Below are 25,175 nucleotides of genomic sequence, written 5' to 3'. Positions count from 1 at the left end.
CATCGTGGAGAAGTGCGACGTCGTGGTGATCGGAGCGGGCCAGTCCGGGCTGGCCGCCGCGTACGAACTGCGCCGGCGCGGGCTGACGCCGGTGGTGCTGGAAGCCTCCGACCGCCCGGCCGGATCCTGGCCGGGCTACTACGACAGCCTCACGCTCTTCTCGCCCGCCCGCCACAGCGCGCTGCCCGGTCTTGACTTCCCCGGGGACCCGGAGCGCTACCCGCACCGCGACGAGGTCGTCGCCTACCTTGAGCGCTACGCCGTCGGCCTGGACGCCGACATCCGCACCCGCACCCGGGTCGAGGCGGTGGCCGCCGACGGGCCCGGCTTCGTCGTACGCACCGGGGCGGGCGCCGAGTTGAGCGCCGCCGGTCTGGTGGTGGCCGCGGGCTCCCGCCCGGCGCTTCCCGTCCTGCCCGGCGCGGACGGCTTCGGGGGCGAGCTGCTGCACGTGGCCGACTACCGCAACCCCGATCCGTACGCGGACAAGCGGGTGGTCGTCGTCGGCGGCGGGAACTCGGCCGTGCAGATCGGATACGAGCTGACCGGCACCGCCGCCGCGGTCACCCTCGCCACGCGCGCGCCGGTGGCGTTCCTGCCGCGCCGCTCCCGCGGCCGGGACGTCCACCACTGGTCGGTGACCAGCGGCTTCGACCTGCTGCCGCCTGCCTGGCTGGCGGCCGTGGTGCCCGGCCGGCTGGTCAACGACGCGGGCGACTACCGCCGGGCTCTGGACACCGGCCGGCTGGTGCGCCGGCCGATGTTCACCGCGCTGGACGGCACGGACGTCGTCTGGCCCGACGGCGGCCGCGAGCCGGTGGACGCGGTGCTGCTGGCGACCGGCTACCTGCCGAACGTCGGCTTCCTGGCCGGCCTGGGCGCCCTCGACGAGCAGGGACTCCCGCTGCACTCCGGTGGGCTGTCACTCACCCACCCCGGCCTCGTGTACCTGGGGCTGGAGTTCCAGCGCTCCTTCGCCTCCAACACCCTGCGCGGCGTCGGCAGCGACGCCGCGCACGTCACGGGCCCGCTGGCCGCCTACGCCGGCGGGGCCCCGGCCGCGGTCGGGCTCACATGATTCGACCTGTGTGAACATAGACGTATGTCGAACACCAAGACCGCGCTGCCGGTGCTGGAGCCCGACGCCCCCGCGGCGGTGGCCCCGTGCTGTCCGCCGCTGACCGAGCGGCCCCTGACGGCCGAGGAAGCGGTGCGGACCGCCGCCATGTTCAAGGCGCTGTCCGACCCGGTGCGCCTGCGGCTGTTCTCCCTGGTCGCCTCGCACGAGGGCGGCGAGGCGTGCGTGTGCGACATCTCCGACGTCGGCGTCTCGCAGCCCACCGTGAGCCACCACCTGAAGAAGCTGAAGGAGGCGGGGCTGCTCACCTCCGAGCGCCGCGGCACGTGGGTCTTCTACCGCGTCGAGCCGTCGGTCGTCGCCGCCATGGGCCAGACCCTGCACCCCTCCGGCTCCTGACCCGCCCGCCTCCGGCCCCGGGCGCGAACGAACCCACCCCGCCTGCGAGTCACGTCGGTGCGGAGCGCCCGACGGCCGCCGCGGGGGTGAACTTCCGGCGCCAGGCCAGGGAGACGTACACGAGCGCGACGAGGACCGGGACTTCGATGAGGGGGCCGACGACGCCGGCGAGGGCCTGTCCGGAGGTGACGCCGAAGGTGGCGATGGCGACCGCGATGGCGAGTTCGAAGTTGTTCCCGGCGGCCGTGAAGGCCAGGGTGGCGGTGCGGTCGTAGGCCAGGCCGAGGGCCTTGCCGAGGGCGAAGGTGCCGAACCACATGAGCGCGAAGTACACCAGCAGCGGCAGGGCGATCCGGGCGACGTCCAGCGGCTGCGAGGTGATCGTCTCGCCCTGGAGGGCGAAGAGGAGCACGATCGTGAAGAGCAGCCCGTACAGCGCCCACGGGCCGATACGGGGCAGGAACCGCGCCTCGTAGTCCGCCCGGCCGAGCCGGCGTTCGCCGAGGCGGCGGGTGAGGAAGCCGGCGAGCAGCGGGACGCCGAGGAAGACGGCGACGTTGGCGGCGATCTTCCAGGCGGAGATGTCCAGGTGCTCGTCCTCGCCGAGGCCGAGCCAGCCGGGGAGGAGGTCGAGGTAGAACCAGCCGAGGAGGCCGAAGGCCAGGACCTGGAAGACGGAGTTGAGCGCGACCAGGACGGCGGCGGCCTCGCGGTCGCCGCAGGCGAGGTCGTTCCAGATGATGACCATGGCGATACAGCGGGCGAGTCCGACGATGATCAGGCCGGTGCGGTACTCGGGCAGGTCGGGCAGGAAGATCCAGGCGAGGGCGAACATCACCGCCGGTCCGACGAGCCAGTTGACCGCCAGGGACGCGGCCATCAGCCGCCGGTCGCCGGTGACGGCGTCCAGGCGGTCGTAGCGGACCTTGGCCAGGACCGGGTACATCATGATCAGCAGCCCGAGGGCGATGGGCAGCGAGATGCCGCCGGTCTCGACCTTCGCCAGCGCGTCGTCCAGCCCGGGCACCGCCCGGCCCAGTCCGAGCCCGGCGGCCATGGCCAGCAGGATCCACACGGCCAGGAAGCGGTCGAGCGTCGACAGCTTCCCGACCACGGACGCCTCTGCACTGGGTTTGGGGCCGATGGTGGGGGCTGCCATCTCAGCAGGCTCGCTTGCGGTCGGACTCGACGGTGGCGCGGGCGGTCGCGGCCAGTTCGGTGAACGAGCCCGCCAGTGCCTCCAGGACGGCCGGGCGCAACTTGTAGTACGTGAAGCGCCCGCACGGCTCGGTCTCCACCACCCCGGCCTCGCGCAGCACCCGCAGGTGGTTGGACAGGTTCGTCTGCCGGGCGCCGGTCTCCTCCACCAGGTGCGTGGTGCACAGCGTCTCCTCGGCCAGCAACTCCACGATCCGCAACCGCAGCGGATCCGCCAGAGCGCGGATCACTTCAGTATCGACTGACGTCAGCATGGGCTGATATTGTCACATCAGGCGGAACTGATGCCACCCCACCCTGTCGCCGCCAGACAAGAGAGACGAGCCCGCGATGTCCGACAAGCCCTCCGTCCTGTTCGTCTGCGTCCACAACGCCGGCCGCTCCCAGATGGCCGCCGCCTGGCTCACCCACCTCGCCGGCGACCGCGTCGACGTCCGCTCCGCCGGCTCCGCCCCCGCCGACACCGTCAACCCCGCCGTCGTGGAGGCCATGCGCGAGGTCGGCGTCGACATCGCCCACGAGCAGCCCAAGGTCCTCACCGTCGACGCCGTGCAGGCGTCCGACGTCGTCATTACCATGGGCTGCGGCGACGCCTGCCCCGTCTTCCCCGGCAAGACCTACCTCGACTGGACGCTCGCCGACCCCGCCGGCCAGGGCGTCGCCGCCGTACGTCCCATCCGCGACGAGATCCGCACCCGCGTCGAGGACCTCATCGCCGGCATCGCCCCGACCAAGACCGGCTGAGCGCACCGGTATCCACGCTCCGCGGCGTCGTCGCGGTCCACCCGACCCGACCGTCAGGCACGATCCTTCAGCAGCGAGATCGCCTCACCCCCGCCACCGCTCCTTCATGTATCGTTCTCCGATATCGGACAGCGTTACGATTCGCTGAAGGAGGGCCGATGGACACGACGCCGGGCACCGCCCCGGACCGGGGCGAACTGCAACGCCGGCTGGGCGTCCTGGACTCCGTGGTGATCGGCCTGGGGGCGATGATCGGCGCGGGCATCTTCGCCTCCCTCGCCCCCGCGGCGGACGCGGCGGGTTCGGGGCTGCTGCTGGGGCTCGCCGTGGCGGCGGTCGTGGCGTACTGCAACGCCACGTCCTCGGCCCGGCTGGCCGCGCGCTATCCCGCTTCGGGCGGCACCTACGTCTACGGTCGCGAACGGCTCGGCGAGTTCTGGGGATACCTCGCGGGGTGGGCCTTCGTGGTCGGCAAGACCGCTTCCTGCGCGGCCATGGCGCTCACCGTCGGCGCGTACGCCTGGCCGGATCACCGGAACGCCGTGGCGGTGGCCGCCGTCGTGGCACTGACCGCCGTCAACTACGTGGGCGTGCAGAAGTCCGCGTGGCTGACGCGCGCCATCGTGGCGACGGTGCTGGCCGTCCTCGCCGCCGTGATGGTGACCCTCCTGACCTCGGGAGACACGGACACGGCCCGGCTGGACGTCGGCGCCGACGCGTCCTTCGGCGGGGTGCTGCAGGCGGCGGGGCTGCTGTTCTTCGCCTTCGCCGGGTACGCGCGCATCGCCACCCTCGGCGAGGAGGTACGCGACCCGGCCCGCACCATTCCGCGGGCGATCCCGATCGCGCTCGGCATCACGCTCGTCGTCTACGCCCTCGTGGCCGTCGGCGTCCTGACCGTGCTGGGCGCGCAGCACCTGGCGGACGCCTCCGCGCCGCTGTCGGATGCGGTACGGGCCGCGGGCGTCGACGGGCTGGCGCCGGTGGTATGGGCCGGTGCGGCCGTCGCCGCGCTGGGCTCGCTGCTGGCGCTGATCCTCGGTGTCTCCCGTACGACGCTGGCCATGGCCCGTGACCGGCACCTGCCGCACGCACTGGCCGCCGTCCACCCCCGCTTCCAGGTGCCGCACCGCGCGGAACTGGCGGTGGGTGCGGTGGTGGCGGTGCTCGCCGCGACCCTGGACGTACGCGGCGCGATCGGCTTCTCGTCCTTCGGCGTGCTCGTCTACTACGCCGTCGCGAACGCCTCGGCCTGGTCGCTGACACGGGCCGAGGGCCGTCCGCCCCGGGTGATCCCGGTCGTCGGCCTGGCCGGCTGCCTGACCCTGGCCTTCGCCCTGCCGCTGACCTCGGTGGTCTGGGGGGCGGCGGTGCTGGCCGCCGGCGCCGCGCTCTACGCGGTCCGGCGCGGGACGGGGGCACGGCGGCCCCCCGGCGGAGGGGATGACCGGGGACAGACGCCGCCCTCCGACGACGCCGGGCCGACGCCCCCCGCCCGCCGTGTCCCCACGCCGTGATCGGTCCGCACGGGCAGCTCGGCTGAGGGAGCGCCGCCCGTCAGGCGGGGTCGTCGCCGAGGACTTCGCGGGCCAGCTCCGCCAGGGCCCTGCGGTCCTCGGCCAGCGCCTGCCTGCCCGCCTCCGTGGCCCGGTACACCCGCCGGGTGCGACCGTCGACCACCCGCTGCTCGGAGACCAGCAGCCCGTCCGCCTCCAGGCGGTGGAGCGTCGGATAGAGGGTGCCGGGGCTGATCTGGTAGCCGTGGGAGGCCAGTTCCTGGGTCATCCACGCGCCGTGGATCTCCTCCTCGGCCGCGTGGTGGAGGATGTGCAGCCGCACCGCCCCCCGCTGGAACTCCCGCATCCCTCCACCTCCAGAATCCCCACGGAGTGACGAAGCCGATATCGGCCGTCAAGTCTACGCCGCGCCACCACCCCCAGCCGCCTTCCGGCCCCCCGCCGCCGACTCTCCCGTTGCGTAGAGGAGTCACGCCCATGACCGATGCAGGCCATGGACCCGTGATGGGGACGCCGGGAGAGAGCTCACGACGTGCGGCGGCTGTCCCGGCTGGCTCATTCGCCCCGCGCCACCGCGGTGATCACGTTGGTAGCCGGATCTGCTAGCGACGCCGGATGTACGCAAAGTGGGCGACGCGGACGCGGCCGGGCTACGCCGGGCTCCAGGGCCGACTGATCGGCGTCTGGCCTCCGACTGACCTCCCAGACCGTGGGCCACCCTGCCGACCGTCCTCTTGCAAGAGGCCGAACGTCCCCGGCGAGCGACCCAAGAGCCAACGCCTCGCGAACGAAGCTCGTGCCACTCTCTAGCACGTCGGGAGCAAGCGGGCATCGGTGCGCAGCATGCGGTCGAGTGCCCCTGGCCGAGTCGGCAAACCCCACGTGTCGGCCTCCGTTCATTCAGAGAGGCGCCATAGATATGACAGTGGTCCTGACCAAGACATCTCCCACCATCTCCCTGGACAAGCACGGCGTCACCACGGGACTGATCCGAGTCGGCCTGAACTGGGTCGCACCCCGGCTGGCCGCGGAGCAGGCCGCCCGGGAGGCACGTGGCCGCTTCCGCAGGGCGCGGGCCGCAATCCGTGCAGCCACGACGGCGGACGTGGACCTCGATCTCGGCTGCATGATCAGGTGTCGTGACGGCAGCAAGACGGTGGTGCAGGCGCTCGGCAACGCCTTCGGCGCGGTGGATCAGTTCCCCTACGTCGCACTGGACGCGGACGACCGGACCGGTGCGCGGGCTGCCGGCGAAAACCTCGTGATCAACCTGGACCACCAGGAGGAGTTCTCGAAGCTGTTGCTCTTCGTCTACATCTATGACGGTCCCCGGGACTTCCGCGGCCTGGACGCGGTGGTGACCCTCGTCTCTGACCGCGGCGACCGCTTCGAGATACATCTGGACGAATGCCCGCCGGGCGCGCACGCGTGCGCGATCGCCCTGATCAAGCGCCAGGGCAACGAACTCGTCGTGGGACGCGAGGTGAGGTGGTTCACCCCGCAGGAGGGACGGGGCGTGCAGGACATGATCTCCCGCGCGTATCGACTCGGTATGAAGTGGACGCCGGGGAGAAAGTAGCAGCTGGAGAGCACCTCCCGTCAGTTGAGCCAGCGGCGGGCCCCTTGGTCGCAGTTCTGGTCTGGGGATCGGCCCGCCGCCGGTGGGGACGGCGGTCGGGGCCCGGGGTCTCGCGGATCTGCGGGGACCTGGGGCCCCGCGCGGGTCACCGGGGGGTGAGGTCCATGCGGATGTCCTCGGCGGCCCACAGGACGAAGCGTTCGACGGGCGTGACCGTCTGGCCGGGCGCCATCGCGAACCGGAACCGCTTCAGCAGCATCGCCAGGACGAGTTTCGCCTCGACCATCGCCAGAGTGGAGCCCTCGCAGCTCCGGGGCCCGAGCCCGAACGGGATGTACGCGAACCGGTGCCGCCCGGCGGACGCCTCCGGGGTGAAGCGGTCCGGGTCGAACACCTCCGGATCCGGCCAGTGGTCGGGGTTCATGTGCACGGCCCAGAAGGGATAGAAGATGGTCGTCCCCGCGGGAACGCGGTACGCGCCGAGCTCGACGTCCTCCGTGGCCTCCCGGGCGCCGTACGGCCCCGGCGGGTACAGCCGCATGGCCTCGCGGAGCGCCATGTCCAGGTACGCCAGCGGCCTGAGGTCGCCGTAGTCGGGGGCGTCGCGGTCGCCGAGCACCCGGTCGAGCTCCTCGGTGGCCCGTGCGGCCACCTCCGGGTGCCGGGACAGCAGGTAGAGCGTCCAGGAGATGGCGACACCGGTGGTGTGGTGGGCCGCCATCATGGTCATCAGCACCGTGTCGCGTATCCGCGCCGGCGATTCGCCGGCCCTGACCAGGGCCGCGATCAGGTCGCTCCGGTCGGCCTGCTCGGTGGCGCCGCGCGCGCGGTGGGCGGCGAGCACCTCGTCGACGGTCGCGCGCAGATAGGTCAGGGCCTCCTCGGAGCGGGTGCGGCGCTCCTCCTCCGTGCCGCCCACGTCCACCTGGTACAGCTTCGCCAGGTAGTCGGTGAGTACGTCCTCGAACGCCGACACGACCCGCCCCGCGGCCTCCTCGGACCCCAGGCCGCTGCCCAGCGCGTACTCGCAGACCATCCGCAGCGACAGCTCGCTGAGATCCTTCTGCAGCTCGACGGGGCCCCGCGCGGCGTTCTCCGCCCACCGGTCGGCCATCGCCGCCGTCAGCGCGGTGAACTGCGCGAAGTGCGCCTCGTGCGAGGGCCGTCCGGCCAGCACGTTCAGCATCACCCGGCGCCACGGCACGTGCTCGTCGGCCGGGAGCGTCTGCACGTTGCCCGACTCCTGGAGGGGTTCCAGGAACGCGAACAGCTTCTCCGGCCGCTTGTTGATCTGCGCGGTGGCCTCCAGCAGCACCGGATCGGCGACCGACACCGCCACGTCCGCACCCGGCAGGGGGAAGCGGACCACCGGCCCGAACTCGGCGTGCAGCCTGAGCTGGTAGTTGTGCAGCCCTCCCGCCGCCGCGATCGCCTTGAGGCCGTCGCCGCCCGCGGGCGGGCCGGGGATCTGGTCGATGCCGGCTTCCGGCATGGCACTCCCTCCTCGGGTCACGTCCCGGCAACGTTGTCAGCCGAATCCGGTTGTGGCCGGGGCGACTTCGGCGGCCGGTGGATACGCTCGCATGGTTCCACGGATTGTGCAGCGCGGCAGGGGCATGGCGGGAGATCGGGATGAACGAGCCCTCGGCGGACGGGAAAGGACGCGGGGAAGAGGACTACCTCCACTTCCAGCCCCCGACCGTCCCCCGCATCTACGACTACTTCCTCGGCGGCAAGGACAACTTCGCCCGCGACCGCGAGATCATGGAGGAAGTCCGGCGGCACGTTCCGGACGCGCCGCTCATGGCGCGGGAGAACCGCGCGTTCCTGCGGCGCGCGGTGCGGTTCCTGACCGGCGCCGGCATACGGCAGTTCATCGACATCGGCTCGGGGATGCCGGTCGAGGGCGGCGGCCACGAGAACCTGCACGAGATCGCCCAGCACGTCGCCCCGGACTCGCGCGTGGCGTACGTCGACATCGATCCGGTCGTGGTCAGCCACGGACGGGCGCTGCTCGGCAAACCGCCCCTGGTGGCCGTCGTCCAGGGCGACGCCCGGCAGCCCGGGGACATCCTGGCCGATCCCGAGCTGCGCGACGTCATCGACCTGAACGAGCCGGTGGCCGTGATCATGCTGGCGATGCTGCACTTCATCGGCGACGAGGCGGACCCGCCCGGGATCGTGGCGCGGCTGCGCGCCGCGATGGCGCCGGGCAGCCATCTGGTCGTCTCCCACTCGACCTCCGAGTTCGACACCGACGGCCGGGTCCAGCGGGCCGCCGACGTCTACCAGAAGGCCCACTCCCCCCTCACACTTCGCAGCTACGCGGAGATCAGGCGGCTGTTCGACGGCTTCGACCTGCTCGACCCGGGCCTGACCCCCGTGTCGCTCTGGCGCCCCGACCCGGCACCCGCCTCGCCGTGGCACACCGACGCGGGTACGCCCGTCCCGCCCGGGGCCGAACGCCAGTGGATCTGCGCGGGCGTCGGACGCAAGCCCTGACAGCCACCCCGCATCCCCGGCGGGCCGGAACGTGCCCGCACCCCCGCCGGAGGCGCGGGCACGGCACCGGTTACGCCCTCGCGTGGGTGGACCGGACGTCGAAGAGGCTGGGCCAGACCTCCGTGGCGATCTCCGCGGCCTGGTCCATGTGCACCTGGGCCTCGGGGTTGGCGCGCATCTTCCAGTAGTGCTCCTCGGTTTCCCACTGGGCGTAGTTGACGACCCGCCGGCCGTCCTGGGAGGCGTGGAAGTTGGCGCAGATGAAGCCCGGTTGGTGCTTCATCGTCTCCTCGGTGGCGCGGGCGAGGTGCGTCACGAGTTCGGTCTGGCGCTCCGGGGCGACGGTGAAGACGTTGATCAGCGTGGCGACCGGGCGGCTGGAGTCGATGTGCGCGGTAATAGTCATACATCGATCGTGCCCCTATACAGCCCGGCTCATGGGGCAGTCGGCCGACTTGATCGCACAATTACTTGCTATGTCATGTCATAGCGGGTGAGCAGCCCGGACACGGTGGCAAGAGGTCTCGTGCGCTCCGGTGGGTCTAGAGGGGGAGGGCGGCCGACGACCGCGCGGGGTGGCGGGGGCCGAGGAAGACGACGATGCCCTTGCCCTCGGTGGAGGGGTGGGTGGCCTGGGTCCAGCCGTGGCGCCGGTAGAAGGCCATGGCGCGCGGTGCCTGCACGGAGGTCAGCAGCCAGGCGCGGCCGTCGGGGGCGTCGGCGGTGACCGCGTCCAGGAGTCCGGCGGCCGTGCCGGTGCCGTGGGCGGCGGGGGTGACGGCAAGTTCGTCGATCTCCAGGGCGCCGCACAGCCATTGCGCGGTGCGCTCGGGGCCGAGGCCGGCGGCGGCCTGGGGGTAGCAGCGGTCGGTGGGGAAGGGCGCCAGGGTGGGCCAGGCGGTGGTGAAGCCGACGAGGCAGTCGTCCCGTACGGCGGTCGCGGCGGTGAAGCCGGGCCGGCGGGCGTGTGCCGGGAGGGCGGCCGCGAACTCCTCCGCCTTGCTCTCGTCCTCGTTCCAGGGCGGGGCGCAGAAGGCGTCGGCATAGACGGAGCGCAGGGCGTCGGTGTGGGCGAGGAGTGCGGCGCCGTCGAGGACGCGGATGCCGGTACGCATCAGGCCGCCACCGCCAGACCGGGGTGGAGGACGGCGTACTCCAGCGGCGCCGACGGGTCGATGGACATGTCCGGTGGCGCGGGGGCGGCTCCCGCGCGTACGAGGAGGTCGCCCACGGCCGCGATCATCGCGCCGTTGTCCGTGCACAGCCGCGGCGGCGGCACCCGCAGCCGGACGCCCGCCGCCCGGCAGCGCTCCCCGGCCAGCGCCCGCACCCGGGAGTTGGCGGCGACGCCGCCGACCACGACCAGCGTTCCCACCCCGTACTCCGTACAGGCCGCGACCGCCTTGCGGGTCAGCACGTCGGCGACGGCCTCCTGCAGCGAGGCGGCGCCGTCCGCCACCGGGAGTTCGCGACCGGCGTGGCTCTCCGCCCAGCGGGCCGCGGCGGTCTTCAGCCCGGAGAAGGAGAAGTCGTACGAGCCGGGCAGCGGCCGGGGGAAGGCGACCGCTCGCGGATCGCCCCCGCGCGCCGCCCTGTCGACGGCCGGACCGCCGGGATACGGCAGTCCGAAGGCCCGCGCGACCTTGTCGAAGCACTCTCCCGCCGCGTCGTCCAGGGTGTCGCCGAGGTGGACGAGCGGATCCCGGGCCAGGTCCCGTACCAGCACCAGGGAGGTGTGCCCGCCGGAGACGATCAGCACCACGCACGGATCCGGCAGCGGCCCGTGCTCCAGGGTGTCCGCGGCCACGTGCCCGGCGAGATGGTGCACCCCGTACAGCGGCACCCCCAGCCCGTACGCGATGCCCTTGGCCCCCGCCAGCCCCACCTGCAACGCACCCGAAAGCCCGGGCCCCGTGGTCACCGCCACCGCCCCGACGTCGGACAGCCGCAGCCCGGCCCCGTCCAGCGCCCGCCGGACGACCGGGCGCAGCGCGTGCACGTGCGCGCGGGCGGCGATCTCCGGCACCACCCCGCCGAAGCGGGCGTGCGCCTCCATGCTCGACGCCACCGCCTCCCCCAGCAGCCGCCCGTCCCGCACCAGGCCCGCGCCGGTCTCGTCACAGGACGACTCGATGCCCAGCACGACCGGAGATCCCACGCCCGCTCCTCACTCCCGCATCCCCATAGCTGTTGCATATAGTTTGCAATAAGCTCCTGGCTCTGCCTAGCCGGGCGGGAACACGTGGGTCGACGGCGGCGCCGGGCGGGCCGCGACACGACATCGGTCCTAGGACCGATGTCTGATCGGGCCCCGGGTCCTCTTGCTGGTAGCGTGCAATTGCGCAAAGTTTGCAATTACGCCGGAGGATGGTGGACATGGCGCTGTACACGCTCCCGGAGCTTCCGTACGACTACTCGGCACTCGCCCCCGTGATCAGCCCGGAGATCATCGAGCTGCACCACGACAAGCACCACGCGGCCTACGTGAAGGGGGCGAACGACACCCTGGACCAGCTCGCCGAGGTGCGGGACAAGGAGCAGTGGGGCTCGATCAACGGCCTGGAGAAGTCCCTGGCCTTCCACCTCTCCGGGCACATCCTGCACAGCATCTACTGGCACAACATGACCGGCGAGGGCGGCGGCGAGCCCCTGGACAAGGACGGCGTGGGCGACCTGGCCGACGCCATCGCCGAGTCCTTCGGCTCGTTCAGGAACTTCAAGGGCCAGCTCACCAAGGCAGCCGCGACCACCCAGGGCTCCGGCTGGGGCGTCCTGGCGTACGAGCCGGTCAGCGGCCGGCTCATCGTCGAGCAGATCTACGACCACCAGGGCAACGTCGGCCAGGGCTCGACCCCGATCCTGGTCTTCGACGCCTGGGAGCACGCCTTCTACCTGCAGTACAAGAACCAGAAGGTCGACTTCATCGACGCCATGTGGCAGGTCGTCAACTGGCAGGACGTGGCCAGGCGCTACGCCGCCGCCAAGGAGAACGGCAACAACCTGCTGCTCGCCCCCTGACGGCGGGCACACCCCGCGTCCTGCCCGTGATCGTCTTCCACCCGTCACCGGCAGGCGGCACAGCGAAGGGCTCCCGCGCGACGTGCGCGCGGGAGCCCTTCGTCCGCCGGGCGCGGCCGCGGCAGGGGCTGCGGCTGGGGCTGCGGGCTGGTTCAGTCCTCAGCGCTGGAGGGTCAGGACACCGGGGCGCCAGGGCAGTTGGTCGTACGGGCCGCCCGCGGCGGGGTCCTTGCCCTGGTAGAGGAACTGCAGGTTGCAGGGGTCGATGGTCATGGTCTGGTCGGGGTTGGTGCGGACCAGGTCACCGTGGCTGATGTCGTTGGTCCAGGTGGCGCCGCTGTTGGCCCTGCCCGCGAAGGGGTTGCCCTCGCTCGTGGCCTGCGGGGTCCACGAACCGCCGAGGCTGGAGGACGTGAACGAGCGGAAGTAGCGCCCGTTCGCGCCGATCGCCTCGACGATCATGAGGTACTGGTTCTGACCGTCGACCTTGTAGACCTGCACCCCTTCGAACAGGTTGTTCCTGGAGTCGGTCATGATCGTGGCGTACGACGAGCCGAAGTTGCCCGGGAAGTTCCCGATCGGCATGCTCGCCCGGTAGATCCTGCCGTTGTCACCGGCGAAGAACAGGTACATGTTCTGGCCGTCGGCGATCAGGGTCTGGTCGATCGGGCCGGTGCCGGAGTCGGAGATGCTGCCGGTGAAGAGCGGCTGCGGCGCGGACCAGCCGTTGGGGTTGGTGGGGTCGCTCGACGTGCGGTAGATGAAGGGCCACTGACCCCACTGGTACGCCAGCACCCAGACGTTCTTGGGCGCGAAGTAGAACAGCGTGGGCGCCACCGTGGACTGGTTCATCCCGTTCTGGCCGGCCGCGGCCATGTCCGACCAGTTGGTGAAGGGGCTGAACGCCATCGAGCCGTACGACGACCCCTGGACCTTCGTCCCGTAGACCAGGTTCCGGCCGTTGTGCACCACGCTGGTGAAGTCCTTGAGCGAGACCCACCCGTTCTTCGGCTGTGCCAGCACGCCCGTCGAGGACCACCGGTACGTCGACGGAAGGGGGCACGCCTGCGTGGCCGACGAGCCGGGCTCTGCGGGGTCGGCGACGGCCGTCGCCGCCAGTGTGGTCAGGGCCGCCACCGTGGTGGTGAGCACCACCGACAGTTTCCTGCGGCTGAGGGTTCCTTTGCGCATGGGGACCTCTTGGGGATCGAGTGGACGGGTCCCGTCAGCCCGGGATTGACGAGATCATGACATCTCTTCTCGCGGTTCGAAATGCCGAACGTGAGTCGAAGTATCGAGCAACTGGGATGATAGGGAGCCGGCGAACGGCGTCAAGGGGTTCCGCAAGATTCGCGAAGATCACCGAAATCTTTCGGCTGCGAGGGGCGGACACCGCCGGCTTCGCCCCCTCCGACCCCTCCGACCCGCCGCTGATCGGACTGATCGTAAAACTACACCCACTTGAGTGGCGCAATGCGCGTCCTCGTTTTCGCCCGGACACGGTGGAGAAATCACCAGGCGTAGCGGACTACCCGTTCCTCTCCGATAACAGCCGGGCGGAGCCCGGCTTTTCCCCGAGATCGCACCCGGCCTTTCGTCGTTCCACGTGCACCTCCCCAGGAAATTCCCGGAGTTACCGTCCCGCCGGCCCGAAAGGCCGGCACCCCGTGACATCCGCATTCCCCCGGACGACCGGATCCGACCCGCACCGGTCAGGACAGACAGGACAAGTCATGGCAGAGACTGAGGCATTGGCCGCCAGAGTCGCCCTGGTGGACGTGGCGCCGAGCCGCCGGCAGGGCGGAAGCACACGGGCGTTGCTGACGCCCGCTTCCGTCGGTGCGACCTCCGGTTTCCTGGGGCATCTCGAATTGGCCCCCGGGGAAGTCGTCACGGAGCACTATCACCCGTTCTCCGACAAGTACCTGTATCTGATCGAGGGTTCTGCCGTCATCCGCGTCAACGGCGAAGAAGTCCCCCTGCATTCGGACGAGGCGCTCCTCATCACCCGCGGACAGCGCAATCGCATCGAGAACCGCGGAAGCGGCGTCATGAGGGCCGTGTTCCACGTCGCCCCGCTCGCGCCCCGGCCCGAACTCGGCCACGTCGACACCGAGCCCGTCCCCGACCCCGGGTGCGTACCACCGCGCGTGGGCGGCTGACGTGGGCGCTCACGCGGAGAAGCGAGCGGTGATCACGGGCATCGGGGTACGGGCCCCGGGCGGGGTGGGGACGGACGCGTTCTGGCGGCTGCTGGTCTCCGGGCGCACCGCGACGAGGACGATGACCCTGATCGACCCCGCGCCGTTCCGGTCCCGCGTCGCCGCGGAGATCGACTTCGACCCGGCCGCCGAAGGGCTGACCCTCGCGGAGGCCGAGACGTACGACAGGGCGACGCAGTTGGCGATCGCCGCGACCCGCGAGGCGGTCCTGAGCAGCGGGCTCGACCCGGCCCGGCGGGACCCCGCGCGTACCGCCGTCAGCATCGGCACCGCCGTCGGCTGCACCACCAGCCTCGACCTGGACTACCGGCGGGTCAGCCACGACGGCACCCGCTGGCTGGTCGACCACACCGTCACGGCCGAGCGGATCTTCGACTACTTCGTCCCCTCCTCCATCGGCCGCGACGTCGCCTGGGAGACGGGCGCGGAGGGCCCGGTCACCGTGATCTCCACGGGCTGCACCTCGGGCCTCGACGCCGTGGGGTACGGGGCCGACCTCATCCGCACCGGGCGCGCGGACGTGGTCTTCTGCGGCGCGACCGACGCCCCCATCTCCCCCATCACCGTGGCCTGCTTCGACGCGATCAAGGCGACCTCGGTGAACAACGACGATCCGGGGCGCGCGTCCCGGCCCTTCGACCGGAACCGCGACGGCTTCGTCCTGGGCGAGGGCGCGGCGGTGTTCGTCATGGAGGAGCTGGCGGCGGCGCGCCGCCGCCGGGCGCACCTGTACGCAGAGGTCCGCGGCTTCGCGACGAGGTCGAACGCGTACCACATGACGGGGCTGACGCGGGACGGCCGGGAGATGGCCGAGGCCATCCGGGCGGCGATGCGGCAGGCGCGCCGCACCGGCGACGACCTCGGCTACATCAACGCCCACGGCTCCGGCACCCGGCAGAACGACCGGCACGAGACGGCCGCGTTCAAGCGGAGCCTGGGCAGCCGCGCCTACGAGGTGCCGGTCAGCTCCATCAAGTCGATGATCGGGCACTCGCTCGGCGCGATCGGCTCGCTGGAGCTGGCCGCCAGCGCGCTGGTCATCGAGCACGGCGTGATCCCGCCCACCGCGAACTACGACGAGCCCGACCCGGAGTGCGACTTGGACTACGTGCCCAACGTGGCGCGGGAGCGGCGGGTGGACACCGTGCTCAGCGTCGGCAGCGGCTTCGGCGGATTCCAGAGCGCGGCGGTCCTCGGCCGCCCCCCGGCGAAGGCGGCGGCGCCGTGACCGTCGCGGCCGGCACCGGGCCCGGCACCGCGGCGGCCGGTGCCGGAGCCGCCCCTGCCGGAGCCCCTGCCGGAGCCCCCGCCGGAACCCCTGCCGGAGCGGCCCGTTCCGGGACGACCGGCGCCGTCGTCACCGGTCTCGGGGTCGTCGCGCCCAACGGCACCGGCACCGCCGAGTTCTGGGCGGCGACCCTCGCCGGCAAGAGCGGCATCGACGTCATCCAGCGCTTCGACCCGCGCGCCTACCCCGTGTGCGTCGGCGGCGAGGTGCTCGACTTCGACGCCGACGCCCTCCTCTCCCAGCGCCTGCTGCCGCAGACCGACCGCATGACGCGCTACGCCCTGGCCGCCGCCGACTGGGCGCTGGCGGACGCCGGACTCGATCCGGGCGACCTCGACACGTACGACCTGGGCGTGCTGACGGCCGGCGCGTGCGGCGGTTTCGAGTTCGGCCAGCGGGAGTTGCAGAAGCTCTGGGGGACAGGCCCGGAACGGGTCAGCACCTACCAGTCGTTCGCCTGGTTCTACGCGGTCAACACCGGCCAGGTCTCCATCCGCCACGGCCTGCGCGGACACAGCTCGGTCTTCGTCTCCGAACAGGCCGGCGCCCTCGACGCGGCCGCCCACACGGCGCGCCTGCTGCGCGCGGGCACGCTCGGCGCCGCGCTGACCGGCGGCTTCGACGCACCGCTGTGCCCCTGGGGACTGACCGTCCAGCTCCCCATGGGGCTGCTGAGCACGTCCCCCGATCCCGGCCGCGCCTACCTGCCCTTCGACACCGACGCGACGGGCTACGTCGCCGGCGAGGGCGGTGCGCTCCTGGTGGTCGAACGGGAGGACGCCGCGCTGCTCCGGAACGCCCCCGGGATCTACGGGCGCATCGCGGGACACGCCGCCACCTTCGACCCCCGTCCCGGCTCCGGCAGACCCCCCGCCCTGGCGGGCGCGATCAGAGGGGCCCTGCGCGAGGCGCGGACGGACCCGGCGGACATCGACGTGGTCTTCGCCGACGCCCTCGGCGTACCGGCCCGGGACCGGGCGGAGGCCGAGGCCCTGGCGCAGGTCTTCGGCCCCTCGGCCGTGCCCGTCACCGCCCCCAAGACGCTGACCGGCCGGCTGTACGCGGGCGGCGCCGCCCTGGACGTGGCGACCGCCCTGCTCTCGATACGGGACTCGGTCATCCCGCCGACCGCCGGCACCCGTTCCCCCGCTCCCGGCCTCGGCATCGACCTGGTGCTCGACGGGCCCCGCGAGCGGCCGGTGCGCAATGCGCTGGTCGTCGCGCGCGGCGCCGGCGGCTTCAACTCGGCGATGGTCCTCAGCCGCCACGGCTGACCGCGGGACGTCGAGCGTCCCGCACACCCCACGCACGCCATCCCACCACCACCGCGCGACGACGCGCTCTGCCATCGGAGGTCACCCGTGCCCGAGATCACCCTTTCCCACCTCGTATCCCTCATCAGAGACTGTGCAGGAGAGTCCGACGTGACCGATCTGAACGGCGACATCGCCGACATCGCCTTCGACGAACTCGGCTACGACTCGCTCGCCCTGCTGGAGCTGTCCGCCCGGATCAAGCAGACCCTCGGCGTCGACATCCCGGAGTCCGACATGCGGACCCCCGGGGGCACGCTCCGGATGATCAACGACCGGGTCTCCGGGGCGGGGGCCTGACATGGGGGCGCGCACCGAACACGCCGTCCTCATCGAGGCCCCGGTCGACCTCGTGTGGACCATGACCAACGACGTCGAGTCCTGGCCCGACATGTTCGCCGGCTACGCCGAGACGGAGATCCTCCGGCACACGGACGACGGCATCGACTTCCGGATCAAGACGCGCCCGGACGCGAACGGGCGGGTGTGGGAGTGGGTTTCCCACCGCAGCCCCGACCGGGACTCCCTCTCGGTCCGGGCACACCGGATCGAAACCGGCCCCTTCGTCTACATGAAGCTGCACTGGACCTACCGCGTGACCCGCGAGGGCACCGAGATGCGCTGGGTGCAGGAGTTCGACATGCGGGACGGCGCCCCGTACGACAACGACCAGATGACCGACCACCTCAACGAGATGTCCGAGATCAACATGGCGCGGATCAAGGGAATCGTGGAGCAGGAGCACCGGACCAGGCAGGAGGACGCCCGCGACGGCTGAGGCCCTCGCGCACGCCGCCCGGGGCGAGGCCGCCGTGTCACCGCGGCCTCCCCCGGCGGCGGCGGGAACGGCTCGGTGCACCGTTGTCCCGGCCGTCGCAGGAGGGCAGTCTCACAAGGCGTGGGTCTCCGGGCCCCGGATGCCCGACCGTCTTGCGAGGGGAATGGTCATGAACGTCGCTCTGTGGATCGCCGCGGGCTTACTGGCCGTGGTCTACGCGGTCGGCTCCGTCAGCAAGCTGTTCCTGCCCAAGGAGAAACTGGCCGCCCACCCGAGCGGGAGGTGGGTCGAGGACTTCGACGCCCGCACCGTCCAGGCCATCGGCGGCGTCGAGGCCCTCGCCGCGGTGGGCCTGATCCTGCCCGCCGCCCTCGACATCGCACCGGTCCTGGTGCCGCTGGCCGCCACCGGCGCGGCGCTGCTGATGACCGGCGCGGTCGCGACCCGCGTGCGCCGCCGCGAGAAGGTGGTGGTGCTGGACCTGACGTACCTGGCCCTGGCCCTCTTCGTGGCGGTGGGCCGCTTCGGACCCGAGTCCTTCACCTGACCCGACCGCCGTCCACGCCCCTCCGCCACCCGCCGGCCGGTACGGCGCACGGGCCGGGAGGGCGCGGGGGCCCGACCGGGCGGGTCAGGTCGCCTCGCCGCCGGCGGCCAGGCGCATCAGGTCCGTGCTGAAGTCGACGTCCGTCGCGCTCTGGTCCGCGCGGGTGGCCTGGCCGGCGAACGTGTGCTGGTAACCCGTCCAGTTGTCGTCGGCGATCTGCCGCGGCGCGTCGGTACGCAGCAGGACGGCCAGTTCGCCGGCCGCCCGGGCGATCCGCTTCCCCAGCTCGAGGGAGCCCCAGTCCTCCGGCGCCGCGTACAGCGACGTGGGCACCGGCAGGGCACGGAGGAAGGCGAAGAGCGGGCGGAGCTGGTCGTCGGTGACCATCGCGTGGCGGGCGGTGCCGCCGGTGGCCGCGAGGATCACCGGCACGGCGATGAGCAGGTCGTTGTCGATCAGGTCGGCGAACGACTTGAACAGGCCGCTGATCCCCGCCTTGTACACCGGCGTCGCCGCGATCACCGCGTCCGCGCCCGCCAGCCCGGCGATCGCGTCGCTCACCGGCGCGGTGGGGAAGCCGGAGACGAGCGAACGCGCGATGTCGGTGGCCAGCGGCCCGAGGTCGAGCATGCTCACGGTGGCCGGGATCCCGGCCGCGGCGAGGGTGTCGATGCTCTGCTGCGCGATCCGGCCGGCGAGCCTGCGGGTCGACGACTCCTCGCTGACACCGGCGTTGATGACGACGATCTTCCGTTCGGTGGTCACGCGGACCTCCTTCGCTGCGCTCGGGTGGACGGGGAAGAGGGGGAAGAGGGGCTGGAGGGGGCGGGGGAGCCGGGGTCGGCGGCGATGAGGGCCTCGGTCAGCTCCCGCAGCGTTTCGAGTTCCTGCGTGCCCAGGGCCCGCGTCATCACCTCCCGCACCTGCCGCGCGTGGGCCTGCCCCAGCCTGCGGTACGTCTCGCGCCCCGCCGCGCTGAGCGCGACGCGGCAGGCGCGGGCGTCCGCGGGGTCGTCGCGGCGCTCGACGTACCCCCGCTTCTCCAGCCGGGCCACGAGGCGCGAGACACCGGCCTGCGTCAGCAGCGCGTCCTGCATGAGGTCGGTGATCCGGCGGCCGTCGTCCGAGGCGGACAGGGCGTGCAGGACGGCGTACTCGCGCGGCAGCACGTCCCCCCAGTCGCCCGTGTACTCGAACTCGCGGGCGATCGTGGCCTGGGCCCGTAGCAACGACTCCCAGGCCGCGAGCGCGATCTGCGTCGTGGTGGCCGCCATCAGATCACCACGGGGAACTTCGCCTGGACGGCGGGGTCGCTGTCCTGGTACGGCATGGTGCCGGACAGGTTGTCGCCGCGGTTGGGGTTCGGCCGCGGCTGGCGCGGCTCCGCGTCCCCGTACTTGGCGCTGACGAGCGACCCGTGCGTCGGCGCGTCCGGCACGCCGTCCGCCCGGCGCGACTCCAGTTCCCTGCGCAGGACCGGCACGACCTCGGTGCCGAGCAGTTCGACCTGCTCCAGGGCCATGTCGACCGGCAGCGCCAGCCCGTCGACCGCGAACAACTGCCGCTGGTAGTCGCCGAAGCCCTCCTGGAAGGTGAGGACCTTGTCGATGACCTGCTGCGGGCTGCCCACGGTCAGCGGCGTCGCCTCCATGTGGTCTTCGAGCCGGGACCCGCGGAACATCGGGTAGTTCTCGAAGTACGGGCGGAAGCGCTCCACCGCGTCCTGCGACCGCCCGGCGACGAACGACATCCCGCCGAGGCCGACGATGGCCTGCTCGGGGGTGCCGTGCTCGTAGTGCGCGTAGCGCTGCCGGTAGAGGTCGACGAGCCGCTTGAAGTGGAAGTTCGGCGCCAGGATGTGGTTGGCGAAGAACCCGTTCCCGTAGTACGCGGCCTGCTCGGCGATCTCCGGCGAGCGGATGGAGCCGTGCCAGACGAACGGCGGCACGTCGTCCAGCGGGCGCGGCGTGGCGGTGAACCCCTGCAGCGGCGTACGGAACCTGCCCTCCCAGTCGACGACGTCCTCGCGCCACAGCCGGTGCAGCAGGTTGTAGTTCTCCAGCGCCAGCGCGACGCCCTCGCGGATGTCCTTGCCGAACCACGGGTAGACCGGCACGGTGTTGCCGCGCCCGACCATGAGGTCCAGCCGCCCCTTGGCGACGTGCTGGAGCATGGCGTAGTCCTCGGCGATCTTCACCGGGTCGTTCGTGGTCATCAGGGTGACCGAGGTGCTGAGCATGATGCGCTCGGTCTGCGCCGCGACGTAGGCCAGGAGGGTCGGCGGCGACGAGGGGATGAACGGGGGATTGTGGTGCTCCCCCAGCGCGAACACGTCGAGCCCCACCTCGTCGGCCCGCTTCGCGACCCGGACGATGTTGTCGATGCGCTCGGCCTCGCTGTAGGTCCGGCCGGTCACCGGGTCGGGGGCGATGTCGCCGACGCTGAAGATCCCGAACTGCATGATCCGCTCCTCTTCGCTCGGCCCGTCCTTCCGGGCGCGTACACCCCCTCAACAACATGACTGGTCATGTATTCCCCGGGAGGGCGAGGGCGCCGTGCGGGCGGGCACGGGGGCCTCTGAAGGCTGACGGATCGGTTTCGATCGGGTACGACAGGCACGCCGGCCGCCCCGGCGGCCCATACTGGGTTTCCGATGAAAAAAGCATCCGCGCCCCGGCGCCATCTGCCCACCAGTCCCTTCAAGGCACCCGTCGCTCCCGCGGCCAAGACCTTCGCCCCCGGCGACCGGGTCACACACGACCGGTACGGCCTGGGCACGATCGTCTCCGCCGAGGACGGCGTCGCGATGCTCGTCGACTTCGGCTCCCGCCGGGTCCGGGTCACCGCGCCGTACGACCATATGGAGAAGCTCTGACGACGGGCACGTGAGCGGCACGAGCCGCACGGGCGGCGGTGGGGCGCCGGCCGTGCGGCGAACGCCGCACGTTCGCCGGGGGCACCCACCGTGGGCGTCGTACGCCATGAAACGCCATGTCATCGACAGCCGCCGCGACCGCGGCGAGACTCGCCCGCATGAGCGCAGACAACAAGACCCTCGTCCAGCGGGCACTCGCCGGACTGATCGAGACGGGCGGCGTCGACGGCCTCGCGCCGCTGCTGAGCGACGACTTCGTCCATCACCGGCCCGACGCGACCACGTCGTCCAAGGCGGAGTGGCTCGCCGCCGTCGAGGCGGCGCTCACCCCGCTCGCCGGCATGCGGGTGGAGATCGGCCACCTGCTGGCCGACGGCGACCACGTCGTCATGCACTCCCGGCGGTGGCTTCCCGGGGGCGGGCCGGAGATCGCGGTGGTCGACATCTGGCGCGTCGAGGACGGGCTGATCGCGGAGGGCTGGGAGATCATCGAGCCGGTGGCCCGGGCCGCCGCCCATCTCACCTGGTGGGAGGAGCCGGCCAGCCGCTGAGGGGCCGCTCGCTGACCGGCCGATCGCTGAGGGGCCGACGCCGGTGACCACCGGTCCGATGCGGAGCCGCCGCCCGACCGCCCGTGCTCCCCGCGCCCTCCGCCACGTGGCCGGCAACCGCCCCGGCTTCACCGACTGCCGCCACCGGCGAACCGTGCCCCGCGTAGCCTCGTCTTCCACCCGACAGGGGACCGTGGGGAAGGAACACGCATGTTCGGCATCATCCGGCCGTGCCGCTGCCGGCTGCCCAAGGGGCTGGCCCAGGAGTGGCTGGGGCACCTGTGCGGGCTGTGCCTGGCGCTACGCGGCCAGGGCGGGCAGGTCGCGCGGGCGGCCACCAACCACGACGGCCTGCTGATATCGGTGCTGTACGACGCGCAGGCCGCGCCGGCCGAAGGCAGGAGCGGCGGCGGCTGGCGCAAGGCGGGACCGTGCCCGCTGCGCCGGATGCGGCGCGCGGAGGTGGCGTACGGGGACGGGGCACGGCTGGCGGCGGTGGTCTCGCTGCTGCTGGCGTCGGCGAAGATACGCGACCACGTCGCCGACGGCGACGGGGCGCTCGCGCGGCCGGTGCTGGCGGCCCCGGCGCGGCGGGTGGCCGGGGGCTGGGAGGCCGCCGGGGCGCGGGGCGGCGCGGGGCTGGGGTTCGACACCGCGGTGCTGATCGAGGCGGTGGAGCGGCAGCGGGAGGCGGAGGCGCTGGCCGGGCCGGGGACGTCGGTGCTGGCGGTGACCGAGGCGACGGAGCTGGCGACGGCGGCGGCGTTCGCCCACACCGCGAAGCTGGCGGGCCGGCCCGGGAACGCCGAGGCCCTGGCCGAGGCCGGGCGCCTCTTCGGCCGGGTCGCCCACCTGCTGGACGCGGTGCAGGACACGGAGGAGGACCGCCGTACGGGCGCGTGGAACCCGATCGCCGCAACAGCCACGGAGCCCGCCCGGGTGCGGCAGTTGTGCGACGACGCGACACGCGGCGTCGCCCTCGCCCTGGCGGACGCGGAGTTCACCGACGACCGCCTGGTCCGCGCGCTGCTGGTCGGCGAGCTGGAGCGCGCCGTACGCCGGACCTTCGCGCACGCCGGCGGCGGCTTCGGCCCCCCGCCGCCGGAGTTCGGCGTACCGCTGGGGCAGGACAGCGGGCCGGCGGAGGAGCACAGGAGAAGCGGCTGGTGCGACTGCGGCGGCTGCGGTGACCTGTGCAACTGCTGCCAGTGTTGCGGCGGGGACGACGGAGACGACGGCGGCGGTTGCTGCGACTGTGACTGCGACTGCGGTTGCTGCGACTGCAACTGCTAGGCGGGTTGATCGATCCGAGCCGGGTGGTGCGCGTCTCGCCGGTGGCCGTCGTGTCTGTACAGCGGGGCGTCCCGCAGTACGCCCAGGGCGGGCGCGCGCGTTCGCTACCCGCCCGCCCTCGCTAGCCCCCGACCCGCCGCAGGCCCCGTACCGCCGGGATCGCCAGCAGCAGCACGCACGTCACCACCGCCATCGTCGCGGACACGAACAGCAGCGGCACCGTCCCCACCACCCCCGCCATCGGACCGGCCGCCGCCTGGCCGACCGGCTTCATCACCAGCGAGCCGGCCGCGTCGTACGCGTGCACCCGGCCGAGGACGTCCTGCGGCACGTGCGTCTGCACGCTCGTGTGGAACATGACGATCCAGAACGCCGCCCCTATTCCGCTGATCCCGTAACACACCGCCACCAGCGGCGCGGCGAGCCCGAGGCCGACGGCCAGCGGCATCAGCGCCCACAGGGTCATCGACAGCGCGCCCGCGCGCAGCGGGTGCCGCGGGCGGAGTCTGATCGCGACGAGCCCGCCCAGCACGCTGCCGGCGCCGAGGGACGACATGACCAGGCCGAAGGTCGAGGCGCCGTAGTCGGTGACGAGCGTGCTGTTGCCGAGGGTGGTGGTGGGTCCCGCGCCGGCGAGCTGCCAGAGCATGAAGACGACGATGACGCTCCACAGCCAGGTGCGGGCCGTGAACTCCCGCCAGCCCTCGACCAGATCGGCCCGGAACGACGGCGCGCCGTCCCGTTTCGTGCCGGGGCCCATGGGGACCGCGCGGAGCGCGAAGAGGCAGGCGCCGCTGACCGCGTACGTCAGGGCGTCGAGGGCGACGACGGCGGCGGGCGAGGAGACGGCCAGCAACAGCCCGGCGAGCGACGGGCCGAGCACGAGGGTGACGGACTCGGCGATGCGCAGGGTGGCGTTGGCCTTCTGTACGTCCCGGGCGACACGCGGCGTGACGCTGGCGACGCCGGGCTGGAAGAGCGCGCTGCCGGCGCCGACGAGGGCCAGCAGCACGAGGATCTGCCACAGCCGGGGCGTACCCGCGAGGAAGAGCAGCGCCAGCGCCATCTGGAAGACCAGCCGCGCGGCGTCCGAGACGACCATCAGCCGGCGGGCGCCGAAGCGGTCGGACAGGACGCCGCCGAAGATGATCAGGGCCGCGAACGGCGCGACGAGCGCGGCCAGGGCGTAGCCCACGCCGCTCGCGCCGTATCCGGCGCCCAGGACGGCGGCGGTGATGGCGACGGGGAGCATGGCGTCGCCGAGCAGGGAGGTGGTGCGGGCGGTGAAGAAGAGCCGGAAGTCCGCCGTCCACAGGGGCGAATGGGAAGCCGGATCCCTGGCTCGCAGCTCACGGGCCATCTCCGAACCAGCCACCACACCGCCCCAGGCACGCCGCCGCCCCCTGCCGGACCACACTCTTGCGCCGGGGCGGGCCGGGGTCAACGGAATATGCGCGTCAGGCGACTTCGGCCGGCGAGCACGGTGCCGGATGCACGTGGATCGGCGAAAGTCGTCCCGCGAGGGCGATTTGCCCCGGTTCCCGGAGGGCGTTACCCCGAGTTCGTGTCGTTTTCGTTCGCCCGGGGCGGTCGGCGCGTCTGTGTCAGGTGGTGTGCCTCGGGGGGTGCCCATGCGACGCCGGCAAACCCCGACGCCACCCCCCGGACGCCGGGTTGGTGGCGTGCGGACGGGCGTGCGGACGCGCGTACCGCCCACCACGGCTTCCGGCCCCGGCGGCGTGGGGGCGCCGCCGGGGCCGGGTGGGGTGGGGACGGGGATCAGCCGAAGGCGCGTACGGCCTGGTAGTAGACCCAGGCCGTGCTGTCGCACGAGGTCTTGGTGGCGCCCGAGTAGCGGGTGCAGACGCGCTTGAGGTCCTCGTAGAAGGCGCTGTCGAGGCGGGACTTGTTGGCGTCGAAGGTGCCCAGTTCCTTGTAGTTGCGGTAGCCGAAGTCGTGGCGCTGGCAGGACTTCTGGAAGGGGAAGCCGAAGGGGTTGTCCGGGGAACTGCTGCAGTAGTCGGTCGACCAGTTGAACCCGTACGCCGACCAGGCGCCGCGGTTCGCCTCGGCCGCCGCCCAGGTGTTGTAGCTCGACGCGCTGGTCTGCGTGAAGCTCGCGAGCACCTGGGGCTTGTCGGCGGGGGCGGCCTCGGCGGGGGCGACCGTTGCCAGGAGGGCCGCCGCGGTGACGCCGGCGGCGACCAGACCCTTCGTTGCGGTGGGGCGCATGAGGACTCCTCGGGTAGGTGC

At 72.3% G+C, this 25,175-nt stretch carries 28 protein-coding genes and 1 pseudogene; 16 read left to right on the top strand and 13 right to left on the bottom strand.

The window, feature by feature from the left end:
* The first annotated feature begins 4 nt into the window (after window positions 1-4).
* Complete coding sequence (locus O7599_RS21170) at window positions 5-1,078, top strand: NAD(P)/FAD-dependent oxidoreductase (protein WP_281617172.1); 1,074 nt, start codon at window positions 5-7, stop codon at window positions 1,076-1,078.
* A 24-nt stretch (window positions 1,079-1,102) separates the two neighbouring features.
* Window positions 1,103-1,477 (top strand): metalloregulator ArsR/SmtB family transcription factor, encoded by a 375-nt coding sequence (locus O7599_RS21165; protein WP_281617171.1) that lies wholly within the window; start codon window positions 1,103-1,105, stop codon window positions 1,475-1,477.
* Window positions 1,478-1,526: 49 nt separating this feature from the next.
* Here O7599_RS21165 and arsB read toward each other — a convergent pair whose 3' ends face one another.
* Together arsB and O7599_RS21155 are read right to left on the bottom strand one after the other, a co-directional pair.
* Window positions 1,527-2,636 (bottom strand): ACR3 family arsenite efflux transporter, encoded by a 1,110-nt coding sequence (gene arsB / locus O7599_RS21160; RefSeq protein WP_281617170.1) that lies wholly within the window; start codon window positions 2,634-2,636, stop codon window positions 1,527-1,529.
* Window position 2,637: 1 nt separating this feature from the next.
* Window positions 2,638-2,949, bottom strand: coding sequence for a metalloregulator ArsR/SmtB family transcription factor (locus O7599_RS21155; protein ID WP_281617169.1), 312 nt, complete (start codon window positions 2,947-2,949; stop codon window positions 2,638-2,640).
* Window positions 2,950-3,025: 76 nt separating this feature from the next.
* Between O7599_RS21155 and O7599_RS21150 the strand changes: the two genes are divergently transcribed.
* Both O7599_RS21150 and O7599_RS21145 read left to right on the top strand, forming a co-directional pair.
* Window positions 3,026-3,439, top strand: a complete 414-nt coding sequence (locus tag O7599_RS21150) for an arsenate reductase ArsC (protein WP_281617168.1) — start codon at window positions 3,026-3,028, stop codon at window positions 3,437-3,439.
* Between the two features lie 158 nt (window positions 3,440-3,597).
* Window positions 3,598-4,956 carry an APC family permease gene (locus tag O7599_RS21145; protein ID WP_281617167.1) on the top strand — a complete coding sequence of 453 codons (1,359 nt, stop codon included), beginning with the start codon at window positions 3,598-3,600 and terminating at the stop codon, window positions 4,954-4,956.
* Between the two features lie 40 nt (window positions 4,957-4,996).
* Here the strand turns inward: O7599_RS21145 and O7599_RS21140 are convergent, their stop codons facing one another.
* Window positions 4,997-5,302, bottom strand: a complete 306-nt coding sequence (locus O7599_RS21140) for a PadR family transcriptional regulator (RefSeq protein ID WP_281617166.1) — start codon at window positions 5,300-5,302, stop codon at window positions 4,997-4,999.
* 573 nt (window positions 5,303-5,875) lie between these two features.
* On the opposite strand from O7599_RS21140, the gene O7599_RS21135 reads away from it, so the two are divergent.
* A complete protein-coding gene (locus O7599_RS21135) occupies window positions 5,876-6,535 on the top strand; it encodes a hypothetical protein (RefSeq protein WP_281617165.1) in 660 nt (219 codons plus the stop codon).
* A 145-nt stretch (window positions 6,536-6,680) separates the two neighbouring features.
* Here O7599_RS21135 and O7599_RS21130 read toward each other — a convergent pair whose 3' ends face one another.
* Window positions 6,681-8,027, bottom strand: coding sequence for a cytochrome P450 (locus O7599_RS21130; RefSeq protein WP_281617164.1), 1,347 nt, complete (start codon window positions 8,025-8,027; stop codon window positions 6,681-6,683).
* A gap of 140 nt (window positions 8,028-8,167) precedes the next feature.
* On the opposite strand from O7599_RS21130, the gene O7599_RS21125 reads away from it, so the two are divergent.
* Window positions 8,168-9,037 carry an SAM-dependent methyltransferase gene (locus O7599_RS21125; RefSeq protein ID WP_281617163.1) on the top strand — a complete coding sequence of 290 codons (870 nt, stop codon included), beginning with the start codon at window positions 8,168-8,170 and terminating at the stop codon, window positions 9,035-9,037.
* 70 nt (window positions 9,038-9,107) lie between these two features.
* On the opposite strand, the gene O7599_RS21120 is transcribed toward O7599_RS21125, so the two are convergent.
* The 3 genes from O7599_RS21120 to tsaD all read right to left on the bottom strand — a co-directional run bounded on the left by O7599_RS21120 (window position 9,108) and on the right by tsaD (window position 11,195).
* A complete protein-coding gene (locus O7599_RS21120) occupies window positions 9,108-9,443 on the bottom strand; it encodes an antibiotic biosynthesis monooxygenase (RefSeq protein WP_281617162.1) in 336 nt (111 codons plus the stop codon).
* Between the two features lie 136 nt (window positions 9,444-9,579).
* Window positions 9,580-10,152 carry a GNAT family N-acetyltransferase gene (locus tag O7599_RS21115; protein WP_281617161.1) on the bottom strand — a complete coding sequence of 191 codons (573 nt, stop codon included), beginning with the start codon at window positions 10,150-10,152 and terminating at the stop codon, window positions 9,580-9,582.
* A complete protein-coding gene (gene tsaD / locus O7599_RS21110; protein WP_281617160.1) occupies window positions 10,152-11,195 on the bottom strand; it encodes a tRNA (adenosine(37)-N6)-threonylcarbamoyltransferase complex transferase subunit TsaD in 1,044 nt (347 codons plus the stop codon). The genes O7599_RS21115 and tsaD overlap by 1 nt, the downstream gene beginning before the upstream one ends.
* 218 nt (window positions 11,196-11,413) lie before the next feature.
* On the opposite strand from tsaD, the gene O7599_RS21105 reads away from it, so the two are divergent.
* Complete coding sequence (locus O7599_RS21105) at window positions 11,414-12,055, top strand: superoxide dismutase (RefSeq protein WP_281617159.1); 642 nt, start codon at window positions 11,414-11,416, stop codon at window positions 12,053-12,055.
* A gap of 159 nt (window positions 12,056-12,214) precedes the next feature.
* Here the strand turns inward: O7599_RS21105 and O7599_RS21100 are convergent.
* A pseudogene (locus O7599_RS21100) lies at window positions 12,215-13,111 on the bottom strand (non-reducing end alpha-L-arabinofuranosidase family hydrolase); the annotation flags it as partial.
* Window positions 13,112-13,788: 677 nt separating this feature from the next.
* Here O7599_RS21100 and O7599_RS21095 point away from each other — a divergent pair.
* The 6 genes from O7599_RS21095 to O7599_RS21070 all read left to right on the top strand — a co-directional run bounded on the left by O7599_RS21095 (window position 13,789) and on the right by O7599_RS21070 (window position 18,203).
* The gene (locus O7599_RS21095) at window positions 13,789-14,217 is read left to right on the top strand and encodes a cupin domain-containing protein (protein ID WP_281617158.1); all 429 of its coding nucleotides are present in this window, start codon (window positions 13,789-13,791) and stop codon (window positions 14,215-14,217) included.
* Window positions 14,218-14,245: 28 nt separating this feature from the next.
* Complete coding sequence (locus O7599_RS21090; RefSeq protein WP_281617157.1) at window positions 14,246-15,505, top strand: beta-ketoacyl-[acyl-carrier-protein] synthase family protein; 1,260 nt, start codon at window positions 14,246-14,248, stop codon at window positions 15,503-15,505.
* Complete coding sequence (locus tag O7599_RS21085) at window positions 15,502-16,839, top strand: ketosynthase chain-length factor (RefSeq protein ID WP_281617156.1); 1,338 nt, start codon at window positions 15,502-15,504, stop codon at window positions 16,837-16,839. Before O7599_RS21090 ends, O7599_RS21085 begins: the two co-directional genes overlap by 4 nt.
* 150 nt (window positions 16,840-16,989) lie before the next feature.
* Window positions 16,990-17,178, top strand: coding sequence for an acyl carrier protein (locus O7599_RS21080; protein ID WP_281617155.1), 189 nt, complete (start codon window positions 16,990-16,992; stop codon window positions 17,176-17,178).
* A gap of 1 nt (window position 17,179) precedes the next feature.
* The gene (locus O7599_RS21075; RefSeq protein WP_281617154.1) at window positions 17,180-17,656 is read left to right on the top strand and encodes an SRPBCC family protein; all 477 of its coding nucleotides are present in this window, start codon (window positions 17,180-17,182) and stop codon (window positions 17,654-17,656) included.
* 169 nt (window positions 17,657-17,825) lie between these two features.
* Window positions 17,826-18,203 (top strand): DoxX family protein, encoded by a 378-nt coding sequence (locus tag O7599_RS21070; RefSeq protein WP_281617153.1) that lies wholly within the window; start codon window positions 17,826-17,828, stop codon window positions 18,201-18,203.
* Between the two features lie 84 nt (window positions 18,204-18,287).
* Here the strand turns inward: O7599_RS21070 and O7599_RS21065 are convergent, their stop codons facing one another.
* Genes O7599_RS21065 through O7599_RS21055 form a run of 3 tightly spaced genes read right to left on the bottom strand, consistent with a single transcriptional unit; the run spans window position 18,288 to window position 20,664 of the window.
* Window positions 18,288-18,968: a CE1759 family FMN reductase gene (locus O7599_RS21065; protein ID WP_281617152.1), complete on the bottom strand. Its 681-nt coding sequence runs from the start codon at window positions 18,966-18,968 to the stop codon at window positions 18,288-18,290.
* Window positions 18,965-19,477, bottom strand: a complete 513-nt coding sequence (locus tag O7599_RS21060; RefSeq protein ID WP_281617151.1) for a MarR family winged helix-turn-helix transcriptional regulator — start codon at window positions 19,475-19,477, stop codon at window positions 18,965-18,967. Before O7599_RS21060 ends, O7599_RS21065 begins: the two co-directional genes overlap by 4 nt.
* Window positions 19,477-20,664: a CE1758 family FMN-dependent luciferase-like monooxygenase gene (locus O7599_RS21055; protein WP_281617150.1), complete on the bottom strand. Its 1,188-nt coding sequence runs from the start codon at window positions 20,662-20,664 to the stop codon at window positions 19,477-19,479. Before O7599_RS21055 ends, O7599_RS21060 begins: the two co-directional genes overlap by 1 nt.
* A 192-nt stretch (window positions 20,665-20,856) precedes the next feature.
* On the opposite strand from O7599_RS21055, the gene O7599_RS21050 reads away from it, so the two are divergent.
* The 3 genes from O7599_RS21050 (at window position 20,857) to O7599_RS21040 (ending at window position 22,922) form a co-directional block, all read left to right on the top strand.
* Window positions 20,857-21,078, top strand: a complete 222-nt coding sequence (locus O7599_RS21050; RefSeq protein ID WP_281617149.1) for a hypothetical protein — start codon at window positions 20,857-20,859, stop codon at window positions 21,076-21,078.
* Window positions 21,079-21,236: 158 nt separating this feature from the next.
* Complete coding sequence (locus O7599_RS21045; RefSeq protein WP_281617148.1) at window positions 21,237-21,629, top strand: nuclear transport factor 2 family protein; 393 nt, start codon at window positions 21,237-21,239, stop codon at window positions 21,627-21,629.
* Window positions 21,630-21,839: 210 nt separating this feature from the next.
* Window positions 21,840-22,922, top strand: a complete 1,083-nt coding sequence (locus O7599_RS21040) for a DUF5685 family protein (RefSeq protein ID WP_281617147.1) — start codon at window positions 21,840-21,842, stop codon at window positions 22,920-22,922.
* A gap of 121 nt (window positions 22,923-23,043) precedes the next feature.
* On the opposite strand, the gene O7599_RS21035 is transcribed toward O7599_RS21040, so the two are convergent.
* On the bottom strand, window positions 23,044-24,297 hold the full coding sequence (locus O7599_RS21035) for an MFS transporter (protein ID WP_281617146.1): 1,254 nt from the start codon (window positions 24,295-24,297) through the stop codon (window positions 23,044-23,046).
* 404 nt (window positions 24,298-24,701) lie between these two features.
* Window positions 24,702-25,154: a phospholipase gene (locus O7599_RS21030; RefSeq protein WP_281617145.1), complete on the bottom strand. Its 453-nt coding sequence runs from the start codon at window positions 25,152-25,154 to the stop codon at window positions 24,702-24,704.
* Window positions 25,155-25,175 lie beyond the last annotated feature (21 nt).

The organism is Streptomyces sp. WMMC500 (assembly GCF_027497195.1).
Classification (GTDB): domain Bacteria; phylum Actinomycetota; class Actinomycetes; order Streptomycetales; family Streptomycetaceae; genus Streptomyces.
This window is presented reverse-complemented; position numbering and strand designations above follow the sequence as displayed.

What these genes read in the sequence shown, in the direction of transcription:
- O7599_RS21165 (WP_281617171.1), top strand. Translation starts at nt 1,103, where the DNA reads ATGTCGAACACCAAGACCGCGCTGCCGGTGCTGGAGCCCGACGCCCCC.
- arsB (WP_281617170.1), bottom strand. Translation starts at nt 2,636, where the DNA reads ATGGCAGCCCCCACCATCGGCCCCAAACCCAGTGCAGAGGCGTCCGTG.
- O7599_RS21155 (WP_281617169.1), bottom strand. Translation starts at nt 2,949, where the DNA reads ATGCTGACGTCAGTCGATACTGAAGTGATCCGCGCTCTGGCGGATCCG.
- O7599_RS21150 (WP_281617168.1), top strand. Translation starts at nt 3,026, where the DNA reads ATGTCCGACAAGCCCTCCGTCCTGTTCGTCTGCGTCCACAACGCCGGC.
- O7599_RS21145 (WP_281617167.1), top strand. Translation starts at nt 3,598, where the DNA reads ATGGACACGACGCCGGGCACCGCCCCGGACCGGGGCGAACTGCAACGC.
- O7599_RS21140 (WP_281617166.1), bottom strand. Translation starts at nt 5,302, where the DNA reads ATGCGGGAGTTCCAGCGGGGGGCGGTGCGGCTGCACATCCTCCACCAC.
- O7599_RS21135 (WP_281617165.1), top strand. Translation starts at nt 5,876, where the DNA reads ATGACAGTGGTCCTGACCAAGACATCTCCCACCATCTCCCTGGACAAG.
- O7599_RS21130 (WP_281617164.1), bottom strand. Translation starts at nt 8,027, where the DNA reads ATGCCGGAAGCCGGCATCGACCAGATCCCCGGCCCGCCCGCGGGCGGC.
- O7599_RS21125 (WP_281617163.1), top strand. Translation starts at nt 8,168, where the DNA reads ATGAACGAGCCCTCGGCGGACGGGAAAGGACGCGGGGAAGAGGACTAC.
- O7599_RS21120 (WP_281617162.1), bottom strand. Translation starts at nt 9,443, where the DNA reads ATGACTATTACCGCGCACATCGACTCCAGCCGCCCGGTCGCCACGCTG.
- O7599_RS21115 (WP_281617161.1), bottom strand. Translation starts at nt 10,152, where the DNA reads ATGCGTACCGGCATCCGCGTCCTCGACGGCGCCGCACTCCTCGCCCAC.
- O7599_RS21105 (WP_281617159.1), top strand. Translation starts at nt 11,414, where the DNA reads ATGGCGCTGTACACGCTCCCGGAGCTTCCGTACGACTACTCGGCACTC.
- O7599_RS21095 (WP_281617158.1), top strand. Translation starts at nt 13,789, where the DNA reads ATGGCAGAGACTGAGGCATTGGCCGCCAGAGTCGCCCTGGTGGACGTG.
- O7599_RS21075 (WP_281617154.1), top strand. Translation starts at nt 17,180, where the DNA reads ATGGGGGCGCGCACCGAACACGCCGTCCTCATCGAGGCCCCGGTCGAC.
- O7599_RS21070 (WP_281617153.1), top strand. Translation starts at nt 17,826, where the DNA reads ATGAACGTCGCTCTGTGGATCGCCGCGGGCTTACTGGCCGTGGTCTAC.
- O7599_RS21060 (WP_281617151.1), bottom strand. Translation starts at nt 19,477, where the DNA reads ATGGCGGCCACCACGACGCAGATCGCGCTCGCGGCCTGGGAGTCGTTG.
- O7599_RS21055 (WP_281617150.1), bottom strand. Translation starts at nt 20,664, where the DNA reads ATGCAGTTCGGGATCTTCAGCGTCGGCGACATCGCCCCCGACCCGGTG.
- O7599_RS21050 (WP_281617149.1), top strand. Translation starts at nt 20,857, where the DNA reads ATGAAAAAAGCATCCGCGCCCCGGCGCCATCTGCCCACCAGTCCCTTC.
- O7599_RS21045 (WP_281617148.1), top strand. Translation starts at nt 21,237, where the DNA reads ATGAGCGCAGACAACAAGACCCTCGTCCAGCGGGCACTCGCCGGACTG.
- O7599_RS21040 (WP_281617147.1), top strand. Translation starts at nt 21,840, where the DNA reads ATGTTCGGCATCATCCGGCCGTGCCGCTGCCGGCTGCCCAAGGGGCTG.
- O7599_RS21030 (WP_281617145.1), bottom strand. Translation starts at nt 25,154, where the DNA reads ATGCGCCCCACCGCAACGAAGGGTCTGGTCGCCGCCGGCGTCACCGCG.